Genomic DNA, 22,540 nt, shown 5'->3' on the forward strand with positions numbered 1-22,540 from the left:
TACAACAACGCGAGAGCCACATGGACGTCCTCCGCCCCTCCGCCCTGGAACAGATCTACGCCCACGCCAGCCGCAGCTACCCCGAGGAATGCTGCGGTTTTATCTTCGCAGACGGCAGCGTGTACCTGGGCAGCAATATCCAGAATGAACTGCACCGCAAGAACCCCGAGATGTACCCGCGCAGCGCGGCCAACGGCTACACGTTCTCGGTGGCCGACACCCTGCTGATGAACAAGGCGTTTCGCAGCGACAACCCGGTGGTGGTGATCTACCACTCCCACCCGGATGTCGGTGCCTATTTCAGCGACGAAGACCAGGACAAGGCGCTGTTCATGGGCGAGCCGATCTACCCCGTCAGCTACCTGGTGGTAGACGTTCGCCAGGGCCAGGCCCTGGGCTCCAAGCTGTTTGCCTGGGATGGCAAGCATTTCGCCCTTAACCCTTTCAACGACCTGCACACGGAGTTGTCCATGAACGCTGTCTCTTTCCCCGACATTCTGGTTCGCGTGGCCAAGCTGCCGGAATCGACCCTTGAGGGCACCGGATCGACATTGCGCGAAGTCATTGAAAACCTCTGCAGCAGCCACCCGCAATTGCGCCCGCACCTGTTCCACGAGAAGAACAACCAGCTCAAGGAACACTTCCTGTTTACCGCCGAGGAAGCGCTGATCGACGCCGACGAACCCTTGCCGCAAAAAGCCAGAATCGAAGTATTGCTCGCCACCTCCGGCGGCATGGATGTCGACACACTGAGCAACGAAGAGGTACAGCGCTACGTACGCCACATCACCCTGCCCGGCGTCGGTCGCGAAGGCCAATTGAACCTCAAGAAAGCCAAGGTGCTGATCATCGGCACCGGTGGCCTCGGCTCGCCGATCAGCCTGTACCTGGCCGCCGCCGGTATCGGCACCCTGGGGCTGGTGGACTTTGATGTGGTGGAAAGCAGCAACCTGCAACGCCAGATCGTCCACGGCAACAGCACCCTCGGCATGCCCAAAGTCGAATCCGCCAAGCAGCGCCTGCAAGACCTCAACCGCCATATCCAGATCAACGCCCACGACACCGCGTTGAATGCCGACAACGCCCTGGAACTGGTAGGCGCCTACGACCTGGTGATCGACGGCACCGACAACTTCGACACTCGCTACCTGGTCAACGATGCTTGCGTGCAACTCGGCAAGCCCTTGGTGTACGGCGCCATCTACCGCTTCGACGGGCAGATCAGCGTGCTCAACTATCAAGGCGGGCCGTGCTACCGCTGCCTGTTTCCGAGCGCGCCGCCCGCCGAGCTGGCGCCCAATTGCAGCGCCGGTGGCGTGATCGGCGTGCTGCCCGGTGTGGTCGGGATGATCCAGGCCACCGAGGCAATCAAGTTGCTGATTGGCATCGGCGAACCGCTGTCAGGCCGCTTGATGCGCTTCGATGCACTGGCGATGAAGTTCAGCGAGATCCGCTTCAAGCGCCGCGCCGATTGCCCCTGCTGCTCCGAAGCGCGCCACAACGAGACCCTGGCGCCCGCCATGTGCGCAGATGCCGTGCCCACCCAACCGTCCCTGGCCGAAGAGCGCTACATCAAGCCCCGGGTGCTCAAGCAGGTTCTGGAACACCACAGCAGCGCCGATGTGCTGCTGGATGTGCGCGATGCCAGCGAACTGGAAGTGTGCAAATTGCCGGGCGTGGTGCATATCCCCCTGGCCGAACTGGACGGCCACCTCGACAGCCTCAGCCGGGACAACACCCATTACCTGATCTGCTATGCCGGCACCCGCGCCGAGCAAGCCGCCAGTACCTTGCTGGCGGCCGGGTTCGCCAACACCAAAGTCCTGCAAGGCGGCATGAAGCATTGGGTACGCGACGTCGAACCCGACATGCCTTTGTATTGAGCCGAGGATTGAATGATGTTGCATAACTCCATTCTCGAGGTGATCGGCCAAACGCCGATCGTGCGCCTGGCGCAGTTCTCCGAAGACCTCGGCATCGAGGTCTACGCCAAGCTCGAATCCCTCAACCCGGGCGGCAGCCACAAGGCGCGCATCGCCTTGGGCATGATCCTCGACGCCGAGCGCCGGGGCGTGCTGATCCGTGATTCCGGGCAAACCATCATCGAGCCCAGCGGCGGCAACACCGGCATCGGCTTGGTGATGGCGGGCAATGTGTTGGGCTACAAGGTGGTGCTGGTGATCCCCGACAACTACAGCCCCGAAAAACAGAAACTGCTGCGCCTGTACGGTGCCAGGGTGGTGCTGTCGGACAGCCGACTGGGCAACAACTCCCACGGTGAAAAGTGCATGGAGCTGCAGCTGGAAAACCCCAGCTACGTGATGCTCAACCAGCAGCGCAATGGCGCCAATCCGCAGACCCACCGCGATACCACCGCCCCGGAAATCCTGCGTGCCTTCGGTGATCGCAGGGTGGATTACTTCGTCAGCGGCATCGGCACCGGCGGGCATATCACCGGCATCGGCGAGACCCTGAAAGCGGCCTGGCCTGGCCTGCGCGTCATGGGCGTGGAACCGGAAGAATGCGACCTGCTGAAAGACCAGCACGCGCCCCATCATATCCAGGGCCTGTCGATCGGTTTGATCCCGAGCATCCTCAACCTGGATGTGATCGACGGCATGCTCAAGGTCTCGCGCCAGGATTGCATCGACATGATGAAACGCATCATGCGCACCGACGCCATCAGCCTGGGCTTGTCGTCCGCCGCCAACATGGTGGCCATCGCCCAGCTCGCCCCGGAACTACCGCCCGAAACGGTGGTGTTGACCATGGTCTACGACAATGCCGACAGCTACCTGCCCAGTTTCGAATAAGCGGTTTTCCAACCAACCACATTACGGGGGTGCCTTCATGGGTGGCTTTATCGACATGCAACAATTGCACGATGAGTTGCTCACTCACCTCATCAAGACCCTCACACCTGTGCAGATGAAGCAGTTGGAGCCGCACCTGGCGCCGCTGATCCAGAATGCCGCACAAGCGGTGGCCGAGGACCTGATCGCCTACGCCTATCGCGACCCGGCATCGCGCGGGCGCGGCGAGCTGATCCTGGACTCCTACGCCTCATTCAAGGCGGTGTTGTATTACCGGCTGGCGCATCTGGTGTGGAACTTCCCCGACCAGACCAACGGGACGTTCTCGCGCATCGCCCTCAAGCTGAGCAACCAGGGCAAGGTGCTTTCAGGGGCCGAGATCCACCCGGCGGCGCGTATCGGTCGGCGCTTCGTGCTGGACCACGGCTACGGCACGGTGATCGGCGAAACCTGCGAGATCGGCAACGACTGCTACATCCTCTGCGGCGTAACCCTGGGCGCCCGTGGCATCGCCAACAACCCTGACGGCAAGCGTCACCCGCGCCTGGGCAATAACGTCGAGGTCGGTTCCGGTGCCCGCGTGCTGGGCTATGTGTTGATCGGCGACAACGTGTTCATCAGCCCATCCTGCGTGATCACCCAGGATGTACCCGCCGGCACCAAAGTGAAGGTGGTGAACCAGATCCAGCTGCAAAAAAATGACGAGTCGGACCACAGTAACTACCTCGGCGCCTTCGCATTGGATGAGCGTCTGCACGTGGTCGGCGAGGTCAATACCAGCCACAAGGTCACGGTACTGGATGCCGACTTCTACCCCCTGCCCGGGCTGATGCTGGAGCCCACCGTGAAGGAACGTCACCACCTGCAATTTCGCCTGCACCGTGTCGAGTCGGGCGACCACCTGCCGCGCCTGCCACTGAACCTGAAGGTGTGCGGCCCGGAGTTTGAAATCACATTGCTTTCCCCCCCTGGCTTGAGTGCGATGGTGCGTTCCCTGTTGCAAGCCAGCCCACTGATTGTCGGAGGTTGAACATGTCCGTGCATACCATGGAAACCCTGGCGCTGTTCGACAGCGCGCCCTACCAGAACGCCTTCAGCGCGCGGGTGATTGCGGTCAGCGAACAGGGTATTGCCCTGGAACACACGCTGTTCTACCCCACTGGCGGCGGACAGCCGGGAGACACCGGTCACCTCACCCTGGCCGACGGTACGCGCATCGAAGTGACAGGCACGGTGCGAGACCCGGTGTTACGTTCCATCATCTGGCACCAGGTGGACCACTGCCCACCGCAGTTGACTGCCGGCGTGCAGGTGGACGCCGGTCTCGATTGGGACCGGCGCTACCAGCACATGAAGATGCACACCTGCCTGCACCTGCTGTGCTCGATCATCGACGCACCGGTGACGGGATGTAGCATCAGTGCAGACAAGGGCCGCCTGGATTTCGACTTGCCGGAAATGACCCTCGACAAAGACAGCATCACTCGCGACCTCAATGCGCTGATCGAGCAGGCCCACCCGGTGAAAACCCTGTCGATGCCGGCCACCGAGTATTCCACCCTGCTGCAGATAACCCGCACCCAGGCGGTGGCGCCGCCGGTGATACAGGGCTCGGTACGGGTGATTGAAATTGCCGGCATTGATATCCAGCCATGCGGGGGCACCCATGTGATCAACACCGAAGAAATCGGACGGGTGTTCTGCGAGAAGATCGAGAAGAAGAGCAAGCACAACCGCAGGGTGATCCTGCGGTTTGAGTGAACACGATTCAATGTGGGAGCTGGCTTGCCTGCGATGCAGGCAACTCGGTGCCTCAGGCAAACCGACGTGATGCTATCGCAGGCAAGCCAGCTCCCACATTGACCCTGTAACGGCTTAGATCACGAACAGGTCCACAAACCGATTGACTGGGGTGGCCTCAAGCCGTGCCTGGTCCTTGCACAGCGCAAAAATCTCGGCACTGCGCTGTCCGGTGAACCGCGTCGCCAGGTTGGCCTTGAACTTGTCTTCGAGCAATGGAATGCCGTCCACCCGGCGGCGGCGATGGCCGATCGGGTATTCCACCGCCACCTGTTCGGTATGCGTGCCATCCTTGAAGAACACCTGAACCGCGTTGGCAATGGAGCGCTTGTCGGCCTCCAGGTATTCACGGCTGTAGCGCGGGTCTTCGACGATGACCATCTTGTCCCGCAGTTCATCGATGATCGGATGCGCGGCGTGGAATTCATCCTCGTACTGCTCGGCCACCAGGTTGCCGAACGCCAGCGGCACCGCCGTCATGTATTGCAGGCAATGGTCGCGGTCGGCGGCGTTGGCCAGTTGGCCGACCTTGGAGATGATGCGAATCGCCGATTCATGGGTGGTGATCACGATGCGCTCGATTGCATGCAGGCGATCTTTCACCAACGGGTGCAACGTCACCGCCGCTTCGCAAGCAGTTTGTGCGTGAAACTCGGCGGGGAAGCTGATCTTGAACAGCACGTTTTCCATCACATAGGTGCCGTAGGCCTGGGACAGGCTGAACGCGCGCTTGTCCTGCGGCTTGAGCGCCAGGTCCTTGTTGGTGTGGCTGAACAACACATCGTAGAACCCCCATTGCGGCGCGCTCAATACGCCGGGAATGCCCATCTCGCCGCGCAGCGCGATATCCGCCAGGCGTACGCCCCGACTGGAGGCATCGCCCGCGGCCCAGGATTTGCGCGAGCCGGCATTCGGCGCATGGCGATAAGTGCGCAGCGCCTGCCCGTCCACAAATGCATGGGACAAGGCTGCCAACAGTTGCTCACGATTGGCGCCCATCAGCTTGGCGGTGACCGCCGTGGAGGCGACTTTCACCAACAGCACATGGTCAAGGCCCACGCGGTTGAAGGAGTTTTCCAGGGCAATCACGCCTTGGATTTCGTGGGCCATGATCATCGCTTCCAGCACTGCGCGCATGGTCAACGGTGCGTCGCCATTGGCCACGCGCTTTTGCGACAGGTGATCGGCCACGGCGAGGATGCCGCCGAGGTTATCCGAGGGATGGCCCCATTCGGCGGCGAGCCAGGTGTCGTTGTAATCGAGCCACCGCACGATGCAGCCGATGTCCCACGCGGCCTTGACCGGATCCAACCGGAACGACGTGCCCGGCACCCGCGCGCCAAACGGCACCACCGTGCCCTCGACGATCGGCCCCAGGTGCTTGGTGCATTCGGGGAAACGCAGGGCCAGCAGGCCGCAGCCCAAGGTGTCCATCAGGCAGTTGCGGGCGGTGTCCAGTGCGTCCTGGGAATCGATCCGGTAAGTGAGGACATAGTCGGCGATGTCCTGCAGGACCTGGTCATAGTCGGGACGGTTGTTCTGGTCGACGTTGGCGCTCATGGCAGTACTCCAAGAAGAGGGTTGGGATCAGTCCTCGGGCTCACGGTTGTCAAAAAGCAGATCTTGGATGCCTGCCTTGGAATAGATATCTCCTGTGGGAGCGGGCTTGCTCGCGAAGGCGGTGTGTCAGGCACTGAAATGTCACTGTTCCACCGCATTCGCGAGCAAGCCCGCTCCCACATGGGTCCAGTATTGAACCTTAGAAGGCGTCACCGGGGACGCGCACGAAGCCTTCCATCAGCACACGCGCGCTGCGGCTCATGATGGCTTTCTTCACCACCCATTCGCCGTTCACCTGAGTGGCTTCAGCGCCCACGCGCAACGTGCCGGACGGATGCCCGAAGCGCACTGCGTTACGCTCGACGCCACCGGCTGCGAGGTTGACCAACGTCCCGGAAATCGCCGCCGCCGTGCCAATCGCCACCGCCGCCGTGCCCATCATCGCGTGGTGCAGCTTGCCCATGGACAGCGCCCGCACCAGGAGGTCCACATCACCCGCCTTGATCGCCTTGCCACTGGACGCCACGTAATCCGCAGGCTTGGCCACGAATGCCACTTTCGGCGTGTGCTGGCGCTGGGCGGCTTCGTCCAGGTGCTTGATCAGGCCCATGCGCAAGGCGCCGTGGGCCCGCACGGTTTCGAACATCGCCAGGGCCTTGGGGTCGCTGTTGATCGCGCCTTGCAGCTCGGTGCCGGTGTAGCCGAGGTCTTCGGCGTTGATGAAAATCGTCGGGATGCCGGCATTGATCAGCGTGGCCTTGAAGGTGCCGACGCCGGGAACTTCCAGGTCGTCGACCAGGTTGCCGGTGGGGAACATCGAACCGCCACCGCCCTCTTCTTCTGCCGCCGGGTCCATGAATTCCAACTGCACTTCGGCGGCCGGGAAGGTCACGCCGTCGAGTTCGAAGTCGCCGGTTTCCTGCACCGCACCGTCAGTGATTGGCACATGGGCGATGATGGTCTTGCCGATATTGGCCTGCCACACTCGCACCACGGCCACGCCGTTATGGGGCACACGGGCCGGGTCGACCAGGCCTGCGCTGATGGCGAAGGAGCCAACCGCGGCCGACAGGTTGCCGCAGTTGCCGCTCCAGTCCACAAACGGTTTGTCGATGGAGACCTGGCCAAACAGGTAGTCCACGTCGTGATCGGCGCGGGTACTTTTAGCCAGGATCACGGTTTTGCTGGTGCTCGACGTAGCGCCACCCATGCCGTCGATTTGCTTGTCGTAGGGATCGGGACTGCCGATCACCCGCAACAGCAAGGCGTCGCGCGCGGCACCCGGCACCTGCGCCGATGCGGGCAGGTCCTTGAGGCTGAAAAATACGCCCTTGCTGGTGCCGCCACGCATGTAGGTGGCGGGGATCTTGATTTGCGCTGCGTGTGCCATGGTTACCTCTCAGGCCGTCGCCGCCGATTCCAGGAAGTCCTGGGCAAAACGTTGCAACACGCCGCCCGCCTCGTAGATCGACACTTCTTCGGCGGTGTCCAGGCGGCAGGTCACCGGCACTTCGACACGTTCGCCATTCTTGCGATTGATCACCAGCGTCAACTGCGCACGCGGGGTGCGTGCACCGACCACGTCGTAAGTCTCGCTGCCATCGATCTTCAGGGTGTTGCGGTCGGTGCCCGGCAGGAACTCCAGCGGCAACACGCCCATGCCCACCAGGTTGGTGCGGTGGATGCGCTCGAAACCTTCAGCGGCAATCGCTTCCACACCGGCCAGGCGCACGCCCTTGGCCGCCCAGTCGCGGGACGAACCCTGGCCGTAGTCGGCGCCGGCGATGATGATCAGCGGCTGCTTGCGTTCCATGTAGGTCTCGATGGCTTCCCACATCCGCGTGACCTGGCCTTCGGGCTCGATACGCGCCAGGGAACCCTGCTTGACCTTGCCGTTTTCAACCACCATTTCGTTGAACAGTTTAGGGTTGGCGAAGGTCGCGCGCTGCGCAGTCAGATGGTCGCCGCGATGCGTTGCGTACGAGTTGAAGTCCACTTCCGGCAGGCCCATTTTCGCCAGGTATTCGCCGGCGGCGCTGTCGAGCATGATCGCGTTGGACGGCGAAAGGTGATCGGTGGTGATGTTGTCCGGCAGCACCGCCAACGGGCGCATGCCCTTGAGCGGACGCGCGCCGGCCAGCGCGCCTTCCCAGTAGGGTGGACGGCGGATATAGGTACTTTGCGGACGCCAGTCGTACAGCGGCGCGACTTTCGGGCCGGTGTCTTCGTGGATGGCGAACATCGGGATATACACCGCGCGGAACTGCTCAGGTTTCACCGATGCCTTGACCACTGCGTCGATCTCTTCGTCGCTCGGCCAGATGTCCTGCAGGCGGATTTCCTTGCCGTTGGCATCGAGGCCGAGCACGTCTTTCTCGATGTCGAAACGGATGGTACCGGCAATCGCATACGCCACCACCAGCGGCGGCGACGCGAGGAAGGCTTGCTTGGCGTACGGGTGAATGCGCCCGTCAAAGTTGCGGTTGCCCGAGAGCACAGCGGTGGCGTACAGGTCGCGGTCGATGATTTCCTGCTGGATTACCGGGTCCAGCGCTCCGGACATGCCATTGCAGGTGGTGCAGGCGAAGGCCACCACGCCAAAACCGAGCTTCTCCAACTCGTGGCCCAGGCCCGCGTCTTCGAGGTACATGGCCACGGTTTTCGAACCGGGGGCGAGGGACGATTTGACCCATGGCTTGCGGGTCAGCCCCAGCTTGTTGGCATTGCGCGCCAGCAGGCCTGCGGCAATCACGTTGCGCGGGTTGCTGGTGTTGGTGCAACTGGTGATGGCCGCGATGATCACCGCGCCGTCGGGCATTTGCCCCGGCACGTCATCCCACTGGCCGGAGATGCCTTTGGCGGCCAGGTCACTGGTGGCCACGCGGGCGTGCGGGTTGCTCGGGCCGGCCATGTTGCGCACGACGCTGGACAGGTCGAAGGTGAGACCACGCTCGTATCGCGCGCCCTTGAGGTCATCGGCCCACAAGCCGGTGTGGCGAGCGTATTGCTCCACCAGGGTGACTTGTTCGTCTTCACGACCTGTGAGTTTCAGGTAGGCGATGGTCTGCTGGTCGATGTAGAACATCGCCGCGGTGGCGCCGTATTCCGGGGCCATGTTGGAGATGGTCGCGCGGTCGCCCAGGGTCAGTGCCGAAGCACCTTCGCCGAAGAACTCCAGCCAGGCGCCGACCACTTTCTGTTTACGCAGGAACTCGGTCAGCGCCAGCACCATGTCGGTGGCGGTGATACCCGGCAGCAGCTTGCCGGTGAGTTCCACGCCGACGCTTTCCGGCAGGCGCATCCACGACGCGCGGCCGAGCATCACGCTCTCGGCTTCGAGGCCGCCGACGCCGATCGCGATCACGCCCAAGGCATCTACATGGGGGGTGTGACTGTCGGTACCGACGCAGGTGTCCGGGAAGGCCACGCCGTCGCGCACCTGGATCACCGGGGACATTTTCTCCAGGTTGATCTGGTGCATGATGCCGTTGCCAGGCGGAATCACATCGACGTTCTTGAAGGCTTTTTTGGTCCACTCGATAAAGTGAAAACGGTCTTCGTTGCGACGGTCTTCAATGGCGCGGTTCTTCTCGAACGCGTCCGGGTCAAAACCACCGGCTTCGACGGCCAGGGAGTGGTCGACGATCAGTTGGGTCGGCACCACCGGGTTGACCTGGGCCGGGTCGCCGCCTTGCTGGGCGATGGCATCGCGCAGGCCGGCGAGGTCGACCAGCGCGGTCTGGCCGAGAATGTCATGGCACACCACACGCGCCGGGAACCAGGGGAAGTCGAGGTCGCGCTTGCGCTCGATCAACTGGCTCAGGGACGCGTTGAGGGTGGCCGGGTCACAGCGACGCACCAGGTTTTCCGCAAGCACGCGGGAGGTGTAGGGCAAGGTGGCGTAGGCGCCGGGGGTGATTGCTTCAACGGCCGCACGGGCGTCGAAGTAATCCAGGCGGCTGCCGGGGAGCGGTTTGCGGAATTCAGTGTTCATCGTCAGGACTCGGTCACGGTGGTTGCAAAAGGAGCCCACGGATCCTGGGAGAGAATGCGATCAAAAGGTGGGAGCGGGCTTGCTCGCGAAGGCGGTTTAACAGTCGCCATGTGTGTTGAATGACACACCGCTTTCGCGAGCAAGCCCGCTCCCACATTTTTGATCCGGTTTCACCCCGGGTTCAGCGGTTTCTCCATTCAGCGACGTTCGATTGGCACGAACTTGCGCTGCTCTACGCCGGTGTATTCGGCGCTTGGACGGATGATGCGGTTGTTGGCGCGCTGCTCGAACACGTGGGCAGCCCAGCCCGTCAGGCGCGAGCACACGAAAATCGGCGTGAACAGCTTGGTCGGGATGCCCATGAAGTGGTACGCCGAGGCATGGTAGAAGTCGGCGTTAGGGAACAGCTTCTTCTGCTCCCACATGGTTTTGTCGATGGCCTCGGAGACCGGGAACAACACCTTGTCACCTACTTCGTCAGCGAGTTTTTTCGACCAGCCCTTGATCACTTCATTACGCGGGTCGTTGTCTTTGTAGATCGCGTGGCCAAAGCCCATGATCTTGTCCTTGCGCGCCAGCATACCGAGGGTGCCTTCCACCGCTTCTTCCGCGGACGAGAAGCGCTCGATCATCTCCATCGCCGCTTCGTTGGCACCACCGTGCAGCGGGCCACGCAGGGAGCCGATGGCGGCGGTGACGCAGGAATACAGGTCGGACAGGGTCGAGGCACACACCCGTGCAGTGAAGGTCGAGGCGTTGAATTCGTGCTCGGCGTAAAGGATCAACGACACGTTCATCACCTTGACGTGCAGCTCGCTCGGTTGCTTGCCATGCAGCAGGTGCAGGAAGTGGCCGCCGATGGTCGGCTCATCGGTCACGCAGTCGATGCGTTTGCCGTCGTGGCTGAAGCGGTACCAGTAGCACATGATCGCCGGGAAGGCGGCGAGCAGGCGGTCGGTGATATCGCGCTGCACGCTGAAGTCTTTTTCTGGCTCGATATTGCCCAGGAACGAGCAACCGGTGCGCATCACGTCCATCGGGTGGGCGTCGGCGGGAATGCGTTCCAGCACTTCTTTCAGCGCTTGCGGCAGGTCGCGCAACTTGCTCAGCTTGGCGCTGTAGGCCGCCAGCTCGGCTTTGCTCGGCAGTTCGCCGTACAGCAGCAAGTACGCGACTTCTTCAAATTGCGCATCGGCGGCGAGTTCGCGCACGTCGTAGCCGCGATAGGTCAGGCCAGCACCGGCCTGGCCCACGGTGGACAGTGCAGTCTGCCCGGCCACCTGGCCACGCAGGCCGGCGCCACTCAATACTTTTGCTTCAGCCATTTCTCTTCTCCAATCTTGTATTTATAAGGAGGCCTTGGTTAATCGCGGCCCTGTAGGAGCCGGCTTGCCGGCGATCGGCCCTTGAGGCTGGCGCCAGGTTCGAAGGCGCAATCGCCGGCCAGCCGGCACCTACAGTTGTTCGTCAGGCATTTATTTCTTGGCGGCAAACAGCGCGTCGAGCTTCTGCTCGAAGGTGTGGTAGTCGATGCGATCGTAAAGCTCCATGCGGGTCTGCATGGTGTCGATCACGTTCTGTTGGGTACCGTCGCGACGGATCGCGGTGTAGACATTTTCGGCCGCCTTGTTCATGGCGCGGAAGGCCGAGAGCGGGTACAGCACGATGGAAACATCAGCAGATTTCAACTGTTCGGTGGTGTACAGCGGCGTGGCGCCGAACTCGGTGATGTTGGCCAGGATCGGCGCTTTCACACGGGAGGCGAACAGCTTGTACATGTCCAACTCGGTGATGGCTTCCGGGAACACCATGTCGGCGCCGGCCTCGATGCAGGCAGCTGCACGTTCAAGGGCAGATTCCAGGCCTTCGACGGCCAGGGCATCGGTACGCGCCATGATCACGAAGCTGTCATCGGTGCGCGCGTCCACGGCAGCCTTGATGCGGTCGACCATTTCCTGTTGGGACACGATTTCCTTGTTCGGGCGGTGACCGCAGCGCTTGGCGCCGACCTGGTCTTCGATATGGATCGCGGCCGCGCCGAACTTGATCATCGACTTGACGGTGCGCGCCACGTTGAACGCCGAGGAACCGAAGCCGGTGTCGACGTCCACCAGCAGCGGCAGGTCGCAGACGTCGGTGATGCGGCGCACGTCGGTCAGCACGTCATCCAGGCCGGTGATGCCCAGGTCCGGCACGCCAAGGGAACCGGCCGCTACACCGCCGCCTGACAGGTAGATCGCCTTGAACCCAGCGCGCTTGGCCAGCAGCGCATGGTTGGCGTTGATTGCGCCCACCACCTGCAAGGGGTGTTCACTGGCGACGGCGTCACGGAAACGCTGGCCTGGGGTGCTCTTGTTATTGGAAGTCATCATTCACCTCGTGATTGGGCAGCACCGTCCGGGAAGTGACGGGCAATGTTGCGTTTGGACGCGCCGATATGCCGGCGCATCAACAGCTCGGCCAGTTCACCGTCGCGATCGGCAATCGCGTCAAGAATGCGGTGGTGCTCGGCAAAGGCCTGGCGTGGACGATTGGGGGTGGCGGAAAACTGGATGCGGTACATGCGCACCAATTGGTACAGCTCGCCGCAGAGCATTTGAGTGAGGGTGCGATTACCGGCGCCTTGAATTATCCGGTAATGAAAATCGAAGTCGCCTTCCTGCTGGTAATAGCCGACGCCGGCCTGGAAGGCTTCGTCGCGTTCGTGGGTGTGCAGCACCTGGCGCAGCTCTTCGATCTCCGCGTCCGTCATGCGCTCGGCTGCCAGGCGGCACGCCATGCCTTCGAGGGATTCGCGGATTTCATAGAGTTCGATCAGCTCGGCATGGGTCAAGGACACCACACGCGCGCCGACATGCGGCACGCGCACCAGCAGGCGCTGGCCTTCCAGGCGGTGGATCGCCTCGCGCAATGGGCCGCGGCTGATGCCGTAGGTGCGCGCCAGTTCCGGCTCGGAGATCTTGCTGCCGGGGGCGATCTCACCCTTGACGATGGCGGCCTGGATACGCCGGAAGACGTTCTCGGACATCGTCTGCGAATCGTCTTGCGCCATCACTGGGGTTTCCAGCTGATCCAGCATATTGTCGACACCTTTAAAAGCAATGCCGCAAAAACTAGCCAATCAGCCCAGGATAGTCAAAGAATAAATCCACATTGTCGACAATCGTCTAATAACCGCTGTTGCACCCTATCGGGGCATGGCCGGCTGCCAGCGCTGGCGCCAAAAAAGCATCATGTTAGAATGCCCGCCACTTTTGCCTGACATCATTGGATGAAACGGCGTACGAGGGAGTTTGCGCAGCAATGCCAGTCGCCTTGAATTGAACATCGCACTGCCGCCTCGGGATCTATGAGACTCAAACCCTTCCTTCTATTGATGTGCCTGTTGACCGCACCCAGCCTCGGCGCTGCCGCCGAGAAGACCGTGTATGGCCTCAACGAATATGCCCAACTGGCCGGAATCGACCTGGAAGTCGCCGCCAAACTGGACACCGGTGCCAAGACCGCGTCCCTCAGTGCCCGTGATATCAAGCGCTTCAAGCGCAACGGCGAATCCTGGGTGCGCTTCTATCTGGCCATCGACACCGCCCATTCCCACCCCATCGAACGCCCCCTGGCCCGCGTGAGCAAGATCAAGCGCCGCGCCGGTGACTACGACCCCGATGAGGACAAGAACTACACCGCCCGTCCTGTGATTGCCCTGGATATCTGCATGGGCACCGCTTTACGCAGCATCGAAGTGAACTTGACTGACCGCAGCGCATTCCAATATCCGCTGCTGATTGGCTCCGAAGCGCTGAAGCGCTTTGATGCGCTGGTCGACCCCAGTCTTAAATACGCAGCAGGCAAACCTGCCTGCGCCGCCGACGCTCATACCGCCGAGTAAACCGAATGCGCTCTCTGACCCTGCACCTGAGAATCCTGATCACCATCCTGGTGGTCCTGGGTATTTCGGTCACCGCCTACCAGATTTTCGTGCAGGGGATCCCCGTGACCGAGAATGCCACCGATGACTTGTGGAACGTCGACGCCAAGGTCGAGTTTGTTGCCAGCGCCAAGGACCCGGTGAAGATCCAGATGTTTGTGCCGCCCCTGAACCGCGACTACGTGAGCCTGAACGAAAGTTTTATCTCCAATAACTACGGGGTCAGCGTCAACCGGACCGACGGCAACCGCAAAGTCACCTGGTCTGCGCGCCGGGCCAAGGGCAACCAGACGCTGTATTACCGCGTGGTGTTGATCAAGCGAGACCGAGCCGACAAGGTCAAGCTGAAGGGGCCGACCTTTCGCGACAGCATTGCGGTAGAAGGCCCGGAGAAAATCGCCGCCGAGGCTCTGCTGGCACCGATTCGCCAGCACTCGGCCGACGTCGAAACCTTCGTCAGCGAAGCCATCAAGCGCACCAACAACCTCAATGACGACAGCGTCAAACTGCTGCTGGGCGCCGACACCTCGGTTGCCAAGCGCGCCAAGATCGTCGAGTTGGTGCTGTCTATCGCCCACGTGCCGGTCGAAAAGGTCCACACCATCCGCCTGGTAGCCGACCAACCGCAAGCACCGGAATTGTGGCTGCGCAGCTTTAATGGCAGCGACTGGTTGTACTTCAACCCGGAAACCGGCGAACAGGGCCTGCCGGCCGACCGCCTGCTGTGGTGGACCGGTGATGAGAACCTGATCACCGTCGATGGCGGTAAGAAAGCCGTGGTCACCTTCAGCCTGAACAACAGCGAGATGAATGCGATTCGCCTGGCCAAGCTGACCGACGAGAACACCGACGCCAACTTCCTCGAATACTCGCTGTACGGCCTGCCGCTGCAGACCCAGCAGACCTTCATGATCATGGTGATGATCCCGATTGGCGTGCTGGTGATCCTGATCCTGCGCAACCTGATCGGCCTGCAGACCCTGGGCACGTTCACCCCGGTGTTGATCGCCCTGGCGTTCCGCGAGACGCAGTTGGGCTTCGGGATTGTGCTGTTCACGATTATCACGGCGCTGGGGCTGTCCCTCAGGTCGTACCTGGAACACTTGAAGCTGCAGATGCTGCCGCGGCTGTCGGTGGTGCTCACCTTCGTGGTGGTGCTGATCGCGGCCATCAGCCTGTTCAGCCATAAATTGGGCCTGGAGCGTGGGTTGTCGGTGGCCTTGTTCCCGATGGTGATCCTGACCATGACCATCGAACGCCTGTCGATCACCTGGGAAGAACGCGGCGCCAACCATGCGCTGAAAGTGGCGATTGGTACGCTGTTCGCCGCATCCCTGGCGCACCTGATCATGAGCGTGCCGGAACTGGTCTACTTCGTGTTTACCTTCCCGGCGGTCCTGCTGATCCTGGTGGGTTTCATGCTGGCCATGGGTCGTTATCGCGGCTACCGCCTGACCGAGCTGGTGCGTTTCAAGGCCTTCCTCAAGGCTGATTCGTAATGTTCGGCTTCTGGAAGACCTGGAAGGCCCTGGAAGCGCGCGGGATCATGGGCATCAACCGGCGTAACGCCGACTACGTGCTCAAGTACAACAAGCGCAGCCTGTACCCGATCGTGGATGACAAGATCATCACCAAGGAACGTGCGCTGGCCGCCGGCATCCATGTGCCGGAAATGTACGGAGTGATCTCCACCGAGAAGGAAATCGACAAGCTCGACGACATCATCGGCGGGCGCAGCGACTTCGTGATCAAGCCGGCCCAGGGCGCCGGCGGTGACGGCATCCTGGTGGTGGCGGACCGCTTCGAAGGGCGCTATCGCACGGTGTCCGGCAAGATCATCAGCCATGAAGAGATCGAGCACCAGATCTCCAGCATCCTCACCGGCCTGTACTCGCTGGGCGGCCACCGTGATCGCGCGCTGATCGAGTACCGCGTGGTGCCCGACCAGATCTTCAAGAGCATCAGTTATGAAGGCGTGCCGGACATCCGCATCATCGTGCTGATGGGCTACCCGGTGATGGCCATGCTGCGTTTGCCGACACGCCAGTCGGGCGGCAAGGCCAACCTGCACCAAGGGGCGATTGGCGTGGGTGTCGACCTCGCGACCGGCCTGACCCTGCGGGGCACCTGGCTGAACAACATCATCACCAAACACCCCGACACCACCAACGCGGTGGATGGCGTGCAACTGCCCAACTGGGACGGTTTCATGAAGCTTGCGGCGGGCTGCTATGAGCTGTGCGGCTTGGGCTATATCGGCGTGGACATGGTGCTCGACCAGGAAAAAGGCCCGCTGATCCTGGAGCTGAATGCGCGGCCAGGGCTGAATATCCAGATCGCCAACGACTGTGGCCTGACCCTGCGCACCCATGCAGTGGAAGCCCGGCTGGAAGAGCTGAAAGCCGCCGGCGTGACGGAAACCCCGGAAGAACGCGTGAAGTTCGTGCAGGAAATGTTTGGGCATATTCCACCTGTGGAAGGCTGAAGATCGCATCGCCGGCAAGCCGGCTCCTACAGTGGAATGCGGTACAATTGCCGCCCCTTCTATGCCCATAGCTGATTCGCCTCGCATGTCGACCTGCTCTGTATACCCACTGCCTTACCAGGCCAACCCCGCTGCGTATTTTGCGGCGATTCGCCATGTGCCTGGTGCCGTGCTGCTGGACAGTGGCCGACCGGCGGCCGAGCGCGGGCGTTATGACCTGCTGAGCGCCTGGCCGCACGCAACCCTGACGGTTTCACCTGACGAGAGCGGCAGTGATTTCCTGCAACGCTTGCGCGAAAACCTGACCCAGCTGGGTAAAGCGGATCTACCCGCCGGCTATGAGTTGCCGTTTGCCGGCGGCCTGATCGGCTACCTGAGCTATGACTTCGGCCGGCACCTGGAGCACATGCCGCACTTGGCCGCAGACGACCTGCACCTGCCGGATGCGCGCTTCGGGTTGTATGCCTGGGCATTGATCAGTGATCACCAGGCGCAAACCAGTCAATTGGTGTTTCACCCGACATTGACCGATAGCGAGCGGCAACGGCTGATCGCCTTGTTCAGCCAGGCACGTGTCGACACCTTGGCCACCTTCACACTTCAGGGCCCGATGGCGCCTGACCTCACCGCCGAGACTTACCGCCAGGCCATCGTGCGTATCCAGGACTACATCCAGGCCGGCGATTGCTACCAAGTCAACTTCGCCCAGCGTTTTCGAGCGCCGTGCAGCGGCGATCCTTGGGTGGCTTATTGCGCCCTGCGCGAAGCCTGCCCCACGCCCTTCTCCGGGTTCCAGAGCCTGCCGGACGACGGAGCGGTGCTGAGCCTGTCGCCTGAGCGTTTCGTGCATATCAGCGAGGGTCGCGTCGAAACCCGCCCCATCAAAGGCACCCGCCCACGTGGGCTGACACCCGAAGAAGACGCTGCCAACGCCGCCGAACTGCTGGCCAGCCCCAAGGATCGCGCCGAAAACCTGATGATCGTCGACCTGCTGCGCAACGACCTTGGCCGCACCTGTCGCATCGGCTCGGTCAGCGTGCCGGAGTTGTTCAGCCTGGAAAGCTACCCCAATGTGCATCACCTGGTGAGCAGCGTGACGGGTGAGTTGGCCGACGACAAAGACGCCCTCGACTTGATCGCCGGCAGCTTCCCCGGTGGCTCCATCACTGGCGCGCCGAAGATCCGCGCCATGCAGATCATCGACGAACTGGAACCGACCCGACGCGGGCTGTACTGCGGCTCGCTGGTGTACCTGGACGTGCGCGGCGAGATGGACAGCTCGATCGCCATCCGCAGCCTGCTGGTGAAGGATGGCCAGATATGCTGCTGGGGCGGTGGTGGGATCGTGGCGGATTCGCAATGGGAAGCGGAGTATCAGGAGTCGCTGACCAAGGTGCGCGTGTTGTTACACACGCTGGAAAACTTGTAGCAGCCAAGCCTTTCCTGGCTCTCGTCGACAGCGCCGACCGGCAGGAAAAAACCTGAATCAGAACGTTTATGGACTGTATTCGGGCCGGACGATAGCGTCCGGCTCGGACCGTCCATTAGCCGTCTGTGAGGGATCACATGAACCGACTGCTTACTCGTCAGAAATTGTTTCCGGGATTGCATCTCCATCCAGCCGCGCCTATATTCTCCCAAATTGGGAGATCAGCGCGATGCGCATAATCGCTCTCTCAACCCTACGAATATTCTGGGAAAGTCATCCAGCCTATTCCGACGCCAAGACGCCCCTGGTCGAACTGTACCGCCATCTGGAAAGCGCGACTTACCCAACGCCGCAAGCGCTCAAAGCAGAGCTAAGAACGGCAAGCATCCTTAAAAGTGGCAGGGTTGCCTTCAACGTGGGCGGTAACAAGTACCGGGTCATTATGGCCATCGATTATCAGCGCCAGCTTGGGTTCATACGTTTCGTAGGAACTCACGCGCAGTACGACCAGATCAACGCGGAGACCGTGTGATGAACATCAAACCTATACATTCCCAGGAAGACCTTACCGCGGCACTTGCGCGCGTGGAGCAGCTATGGGGAGCGGAAATCGGCTCACCTGAGGGTGACGAGCTGGAAATTCTTGCTGTCCTCATTGAGAAGTACGAGGCAGAGCATTTTCCGATGCCGCCCTCGGATCCTGTGGAAGCGATCAAATTTCGCATGGAGCAACTGGGCATGACCGCCCGGGACCTGGAGCCATTTATCGGCACCAGCGGGCGGGTGTCCGAAGTGCTCAATCATAAGCGCAAGTTGAGCTTGTCGATGATCAAGCGCTTGCACGAAGGCCTGAGTATTCCTTATGAGCGGTTGCTTGCAGGGGTTTGACTGGAAAATATACGGTGGCTGTACTGGCCCCTTCGCGAGCAAGCCCGCTCCCACATTCGGCCGCATTTCTACACGATAAACGCAGTCGAATGTGGGAGCTGGCTTGCCTGCGAAGAGGCCATCCGCCGCACTGAAAAACTTACAGGCTCAACGACCGATTCGACGCCTTGATAAATTCTTTCTTCAAATCCTCGAACGTATGCACCGCTGGAAACTGGGGGAATTCACGGATCACATTTTCCGGCGCATGGAACAGAATCCCACGGTCGGCTTCGCCCAGCATGGTGGTGTCGTTGTAGGAATCACCCGCGGCAATCACGCGGTAGTACAGGCTCTTGAAGGCCAATACCGATTGGCGCTTGGGGTCTTTCTGGCGCAGTTGGTAACTCACCACGCGGTCGGTTTCGTCGGTGATGAGGCGATGGCACAGCAGGGTCGGGAAACCCAGTTGGCGCATCAGCGGCTGGGAGAACTCGTAGAAGGTGTCCGACAGGATCACCACCTGGAAGCGTTCGCGCAGCCAGTTGACGAACTCGATGGCGCCGTCCAGGGGCTTGAGGGTGGCGATCACTTCCTGGATGTCGGCCAGCTTGAGCCCGTGCTCATCGAGGATACGCAGGCGTTGCTTCATCAGCACGTCGTAGTCGGGAATGTCCCGGGTGGTCGCCCGCAGGGATTCAATACCGGTTTTTTCGGCGAAGGCGATCCAGATTTCCGGAACCAACACCCCTTCCAGGTCGAGACAGGCAATTTCCACAAGACACTCCCATTTGTATGTTGTTGGTTGAGCGAGCAAAAGGACTGCCGAACTCTAGCGATTCAAGCTCGCCGCCGCAACGCAGAGCGGATTTTGATACCATCGCTTCCCTATAGAGCGCTCAGCGCCACTGACCTGTAGGAACCGTCCTGATGAACCAAGCCTTCGACGTCGCTGAACTCGCCGCGACTTATGCCAACAAATCCGCCCAGGATATTCTCAAGCTGGCGTTCAGCCAGTTCGGTGATGACCTGTGGATTTCCTTTAGCGGCGCCGAGGACGTGGTGCTGGTGGACATGGCCTGGAAGCTGAACAAGAACGTCAAGGTGTTCAGCCTCGACACCGGCCGCCTGCACCCGGAGACCTACCGGTTTATCGAGCAGGTGCGTGACTTCTACAAGATCGACATCGAGCTGATCTCGCCGGACCAGAGCAAGCTGGAACCCTTCGTCAAAGAGAAGGGGCTGTTCAGCTTCTATAAGGACGGCCACGGCGAATGCTGCGGTGTGCGCAAGATCGAGCCGCTGCGCCGTAAACTTGCAGGCGTGAAGGCCTGGGCCACCGGCCAGCGCCGCGACCAGAGCCCCGGCACCCGCAGCCAAGTGGCGGCGCTGGAAATCGACACGGCCTTCTCCACACCGGAACGCACCCTGTACAAATTCAACCCGCTGGCACAGATGACCAGTGAGGAAGTCTGGGGTTACATCCGCATGCTGGAGCTGCCGTACAACAGCCTGCATGAGCGCGGCTTCATCAGCATCGGCTGCGAGCCCTGCACCCGCCCGGTGCTGCCGAACCAGCACGAGCGCGAAGGCCGCTGGTGGTGGGAGGAAGCCACGCAGAAGGAATGCGGGCTGCATGCGGGGAATATCATCAGCAAGGCCTGATTTTTTCGCAATCGGGTCATCAATGTGGGAGCGGGCTTGCCCGCGATGGCGGTGGACCAGTCGGAATTTTCGTGGCTGATTCTCCGTCATCGCGGGCAAGCCCGCTCCCACAGTTGTTTTATGTGCACGATCAACATGTACACATAGATGTAACGATCGGTGCCATTTATGTGTGCAATTCTTCTAAAGCCGCACCATAACGTAACACCTCTACTCGCTCGCTATTTCCCATCGCGGTTCACACCGCTCCTCGAAAAAATAAATAGCTGTTCAAACGGTCAATTTATATCGCTTTTAATTCAGCTATTTATATTCATCCCCTATAAAAACGAAATTACCCAGCACTTTCATAGATCGAAAACTGGCACGCATGTGGCTTAAGGTGAAAAACGCTTTGTATACAATAAATACAAAACCTACATACACTTTGCCATCGGCGGCATGGCTGCCGATGTGCTGGAGCCTGCCGGAATGCGTACAAGCCTCTCGAACAACATCGCACTGGATCTGCCCTCCTCTTCCCTGAACCCCGAAGCCACCCGTCCCGGTCCATTGGTGCTCAGCCCGCGCCTGCATAACAAGGACCTGGCACCCACCAAGGTCGAAGGCCGGCGCTGGGGGCGCTATAGCATCTTCGCGCTGTGGACCAATGACGTGCACAACATTGCCAACTACTCGTTCGCCATTGGCTTGTATGCATTGGGCCTGGGCGGCTGGCAGATTCTGTTGTCCTTGGGTATTGGTGCGGCGCTGGTGTACTTCTTCATGAACCTGTCGGGCTATATGGGCCAGAAGACCGGCGTGCCCTTTCCGGTAATCAGCCGCATCAGCTTCGGCATCCATGGCGCGCAGATTCCGGCGTTGATCCGCGCAGTGATTGCGATTGCCTGGTTCGGTATCCAGACCTACCTGGCGTCAGTGGTTTTCCGGGTGCTGTTGACGGCGATTCATCCAGGCTTTGCCGAATACGACCACAACGCAATCCTTGGTCTTTCGTCCCTCGGCTGGGCATGTTTTGTGGCGATCTGGCTGGTGCAGTTGGTGATCCTGGCCTACGGCATGGAAATGGTGCGCCGCTATGAGGGCTTCGCCGGGCCGGTGATTCTGCTGACCGTGGCGTCGTTGGCCGGCTGGATGTATTTCCAGACGGGCGGCAACATCGCTTGGTCGATCCGCGAACCCCTGAGCGGCGGCGAGATGTGGCGCAATATCTTCGCCGGTGGTGCGCTGTGGCTGGCGATCTACGGCACGCTGATCCTCAATTTCTGCGACTTCGCGCGCTCCTCGCCCTGCCGCAAGACCATCCAGGTCGGCAACTTCTGGGGCCTGCCGGTAAATATCCTGGTGTTTGCCGCGATCACCGTGTTGCTGTGCGGCGGGCAGTTCCAGCTCAATGGCCGGGTGATCGAAAGCCCTACCGAGATCATCGCCGCAATCCCGAACACCTTCTTCCTGGTGCTGGGCTGCCTGGCCTTCCTGATCGTCACCGTGGCGGTGAACATCATGGCCAATTTCGTTGCGCCGGCCTTTGTGCTGAGCAACCTGGCGCCCAAGTACCTGAACTTTCGTCGCGCCGGTTTGATTAGCGCCACGGTGGCCGTACTGATCCTGCCGTGGAACCTCTACAACAGCCCGCTGGTGATCGTGTATTTCCTCTCTGGCCTGGGCGCGCTGCTGGGTCCGTTGTACGGGGTGATCATGGTCGATTACTGGCTGATTCGTAAAAGCCAGGTCGACGTACCGCAGCTGTATAGCGAAGACCCGAACGGCGTTTATTACTACAGCCGTGGCGTCAATCTGCGGGCGGTGGCGGCGTTCATTCCGGCGGCCGTGATCGCCATTCTCCTGGCCCTGCTGCCCGGCTTCGCCAGCGTTTCACCGTTTTCCTGGATGTTTGGCGCCGGTATTGCAGGGTTGCTGTACGGGCTGATTGCCAAGCGCCAGCCGTTCTATGCCGATGTCAGCGGCGAAAGCATTGCAGTCGATAACGTCAGTCATTAAT

The 22,540-nt window shown here is 61.0% G+C and carries 19 protein-coding genes; 12 read left to right on the forward strand and 7 right to left on the reverse strand.

Features of this window, described 5'->3' with window-relative positions; translation table 11 throughout:
• The first annotated feature begins 20 nt into the window (after nt 1-20).
• The 4 genes from moeB to KHP07_RS13110 are packed head-to-tail and all read left to right on the forward strand — an operon-like array spanning nt 21 to nt 4,574.
• Nucleotides 21-1,883 carry a molybdopterin-synthase adenylyltransferase MoeB gene (moeB, locus tag KHP07_RS13095; protein ID WP_214497307.1) on the forward strand — a complete coding sequence of 621 codons (1,863 nt, stop codon included), beginning with the start codon at nt 21-23 and terminating at the stop codon, nt 1,881-1,883.
• A 15-nt stretch (nt 1,884-1,898) separates the two neighbouring features.
• On the forward strand, nt 1,899-2,813 hold the full coding sequence (locus KHP07_RS13100; RefSeq protein ID WP_078050985.1) for a PLP-dependent cysteine synthase family protein: 915 nt from the start codon (nt 1,899-1,901) through the stop codon (nt 2,811-2,813).
• Between the two features lie 37 nt (nt 2,814-2,850).
• Nucleotides 2,851-3,843: a serine O-acetyltransferase gene (locus KHP07_RS13105; RefSeq protein WP_078049754.1), complete on the forward strand. Its 993-nt coding sequence runs from the start codon at nt 2,851-2,853 to the stop codon at nt 3,841-3,843.
• A gap of 2 nt (nt 3,844-3,845) precedes the next feature.
• On the forward strand, nt 3,846-4,574 hold the full coding sequence (locus KHP07_RS13110) for an alanyl-tRNA editing protein (protein WP_078049755.1): 729 nt from the start codon (nt 3,846-3,848) through the stop codon (nt 4,572-4,574).
• 114 nt (nt 4,575-4,688) lie between these two features.
• Here the strand turns inward: KHP07_RS13110 and prpD are convergent, their stop codons facing one another.
• The 6 genes from prpD to KHP07_RS13140 form a co-directional block, all read right to left on the reverse strand.
• On the reverse strand, nt 4,689-6,173 hold the full coding sequence (gene prpD / locus KHP07_RS13115) for a 2-methylcitrate dehydratase (RefSeq protein ID WP_078049756.1): 1,485 nt from the start codon (nt 6,171-6,173) through the stop codon (nt 4,689-4,691).
• A gap of 199 nt (nt 6,174-6,372) precedes the next feature.
• Nucleotides 6,373-7,563, reverse strand: a complete 1,191-nt coding sequence (prpF, locus tag KHP07_RS13120; protein WP_099493612.1) for a 2-methylaconitate cis-trans isomerase PrpF — start codon at nt 7,561-7,563, stop codon at nt 6,373-6,375.
• Nucleotides 7,564-7,572: 9 nt separating this feature from the next.
• Complete coding sequence (acnD, locus tag KHP07_RS13125; protein WP_214497308.1) at nt 7,573-10,167, reverse strand: Fe/S-dependent 2-methylisocitrate dehydratase AcnD; 2,595 nt, start codon at nt 10,165-10,167, stop codon at nt 7,573-7,575.
• Nucleotides 10,168-10,364: 197 nt separating this feature from the next.
• Nucleotides 10,365-11,492, reverse strand: a complete 1,128-nt coding sequence (gene prpC / locus KHP07_RS13130) for a bifunctional 2-methylcitrate synthase/citrate synthase (protein WP_078049759.1) — start codon at nt 11,490-11,492, stop codon at nt 10,365-10,367.
• A gap of 150 nt (nt 11,493-11,642) precedes the next feature.
• Nucleotides 11,643-12,536 carry a methylisocitrate lyase gene (gene prpB / locus KHP07_RS13135; RefSeq protein ID WP_078049760.1) on the reverse strand — a complete coding sequence of 298 codons (894 nt, stop codon included), beginning with the start codon at nt 12,534-12,536 and terminating at the stop codon, nt 11,643-11,645.
• Entirely contained in the window at nt 12,536-13,246 is a 711-nt protein-coding gene (locus KHP07_RS13140) for a GntR family transcriptional regulator (RefSeq protein ID WP_214497309.1), read from the reverse strand. Before KHP07_RS13140 ends, prpB begins: the two co-directional genes overlap by 1 nt.
• A 270-nt stretch (nt 13,247-13,516) precedes the next feature.
• Between KHP07_RS13140 and rloA the strand changes: the two genes are divergently transcribed.
• The 6 genes from rloA to KHP07_RS13170 all read left to right on the forward strand — a co-directional run bounded on the left by rloA (nt 13,517) and on the right by KHP07_RS13170 (nt 18,894).
• On the forward strand, nt 13,517-14,053 hold the full coding sequence (rloA, locus tag KHP07_RS13145) for a retropepsin-like aspartic peptidase RloA (protein ID WP_058427391.1): 537 nt from the start codon (nt 13,517-13,519) through the stop codon (nt 14,051-14,053).
• A 5-nt stretch (nt 14,054-14,058) separates the two neighbouring features.
• On the forward strand, nt 14,059-15,591 hold the full coding sequence (rloB, locus tag KHP07_RS13150; RefSeq protein ID WP_078049762.1) for an osmotic stress tolerance membrane protein RloB: 1,533 nt from the start codon (nt 14,059-14,061) through the stop codon (nt 15,589-15,591).
• The gene (locus KHP07_RS13155) at nt 15,591-16,577 is read left to right on the forward strand and encodes an alpha-L-glutamate ligase-like protein (protein WP_016979244.1); all 987 of its coding nucleotides are present in this window, start codon (nt 15,591-15,593) and stop codon (nt 16,575-16,577) included. Before rloB ends, KHP07_RS13155 begins: the two co-directional genes overlap by 1 nt.
• Before the next feature lie 85 nt (nt 16,578-16,662).
• A complete protein-coding gene (gene pabB / locus KHP07_RS13160; RefSeq protein WP_214497310.1) occupies nt 16,663-18,006 on the forward strand; it encodes an aminodeoxychorismate synthase component I in 1,344 nt (447 codons plus the stop codon).
• Nucleotides 18,007-18,235: 229 nt separating this feature from the next.
• Nucleotides 18,236-18,538 carry a type II toxin-antitoxin system HigB family toxin gene (locus KHP07_RS13165; protein ID WP_214497311.1) on the forward strand — a complete coding sequence of 101 codons (303 nt, stop codon included), beginning with the start codon at nt 18,236-18,238 and terminating at the stop codon, nt 18,536-18,538.
• Entirely contained in the window at nt 18,538-18,894 is a 357-nt protein-coding gene (locus KHP07_RS13170; RefSeq protein ID WP_099493618.1) for a helix-turn-helix domain-containing protein, read from the forward strand. The genes KHP07_RS13165 and KHP07_RS13170 overlap by 1 nt, the downstream gene beginning before the upstream one ends.
• Nucleotides 18,895-19,033: 139 nt before the next feature.
• Here the strand turns inward: KHP07_RS13170 and thrH are convergent, their stop codons facing one another.
• Complete coding sequence (thrH, locus tag KHP07_RS13175; RefSeq protein ID WP_099493619.1) at nt 19,034-19,651, reverse strand: bifunctional phosphoserine phosphatase/homoserine phosphotransferase ThrH; 618 nt, start codon at nt 19,649-19,651, stop codon at nt 19,034-19,036.
• Between the two features lie 152 nt (nt 19,652-19,803).
• On the opposite strand from thrH, the gene KHP07_RS13180 reads away from it, so the two are divergent.
• Nucleotides 19,804-20,538, forward strand: a complete 735-nt coding sequence (locus KHP07_RS13180) for a phosphoadenylyl-sulfate reductase (protein ID WP_025854206.1) — start codon at nt 19,804-19,806, stop codon at nt 20,536-20,538.
• A 471-nt stretch (nt 20,539-21,009) separates the two neighbouring features.
• Entirely contained in the window at nt 21,010-22,539 is a 1,530-nt protein-coding gene (locus KHP07_RS13185) for an NCS1 family nucleobase:cation symporter-1 (protein ID WP_099493620.1), read from the forward strand.
• The last annotated feature ends 1 nt before the right edge of the window (nt 22,540 follow it).

Origin of the sequence: Pseudomonas sp. VS40 (assembly GCF_018587885.1) — a bacterium.
GTDB lineage: Bacteria > Pseudomonadota > Gammaproteobacteria > Pseudomonadales > Pseudomonadaceae > Aquipseudomonas > Aquipseudomonas pergaminensis.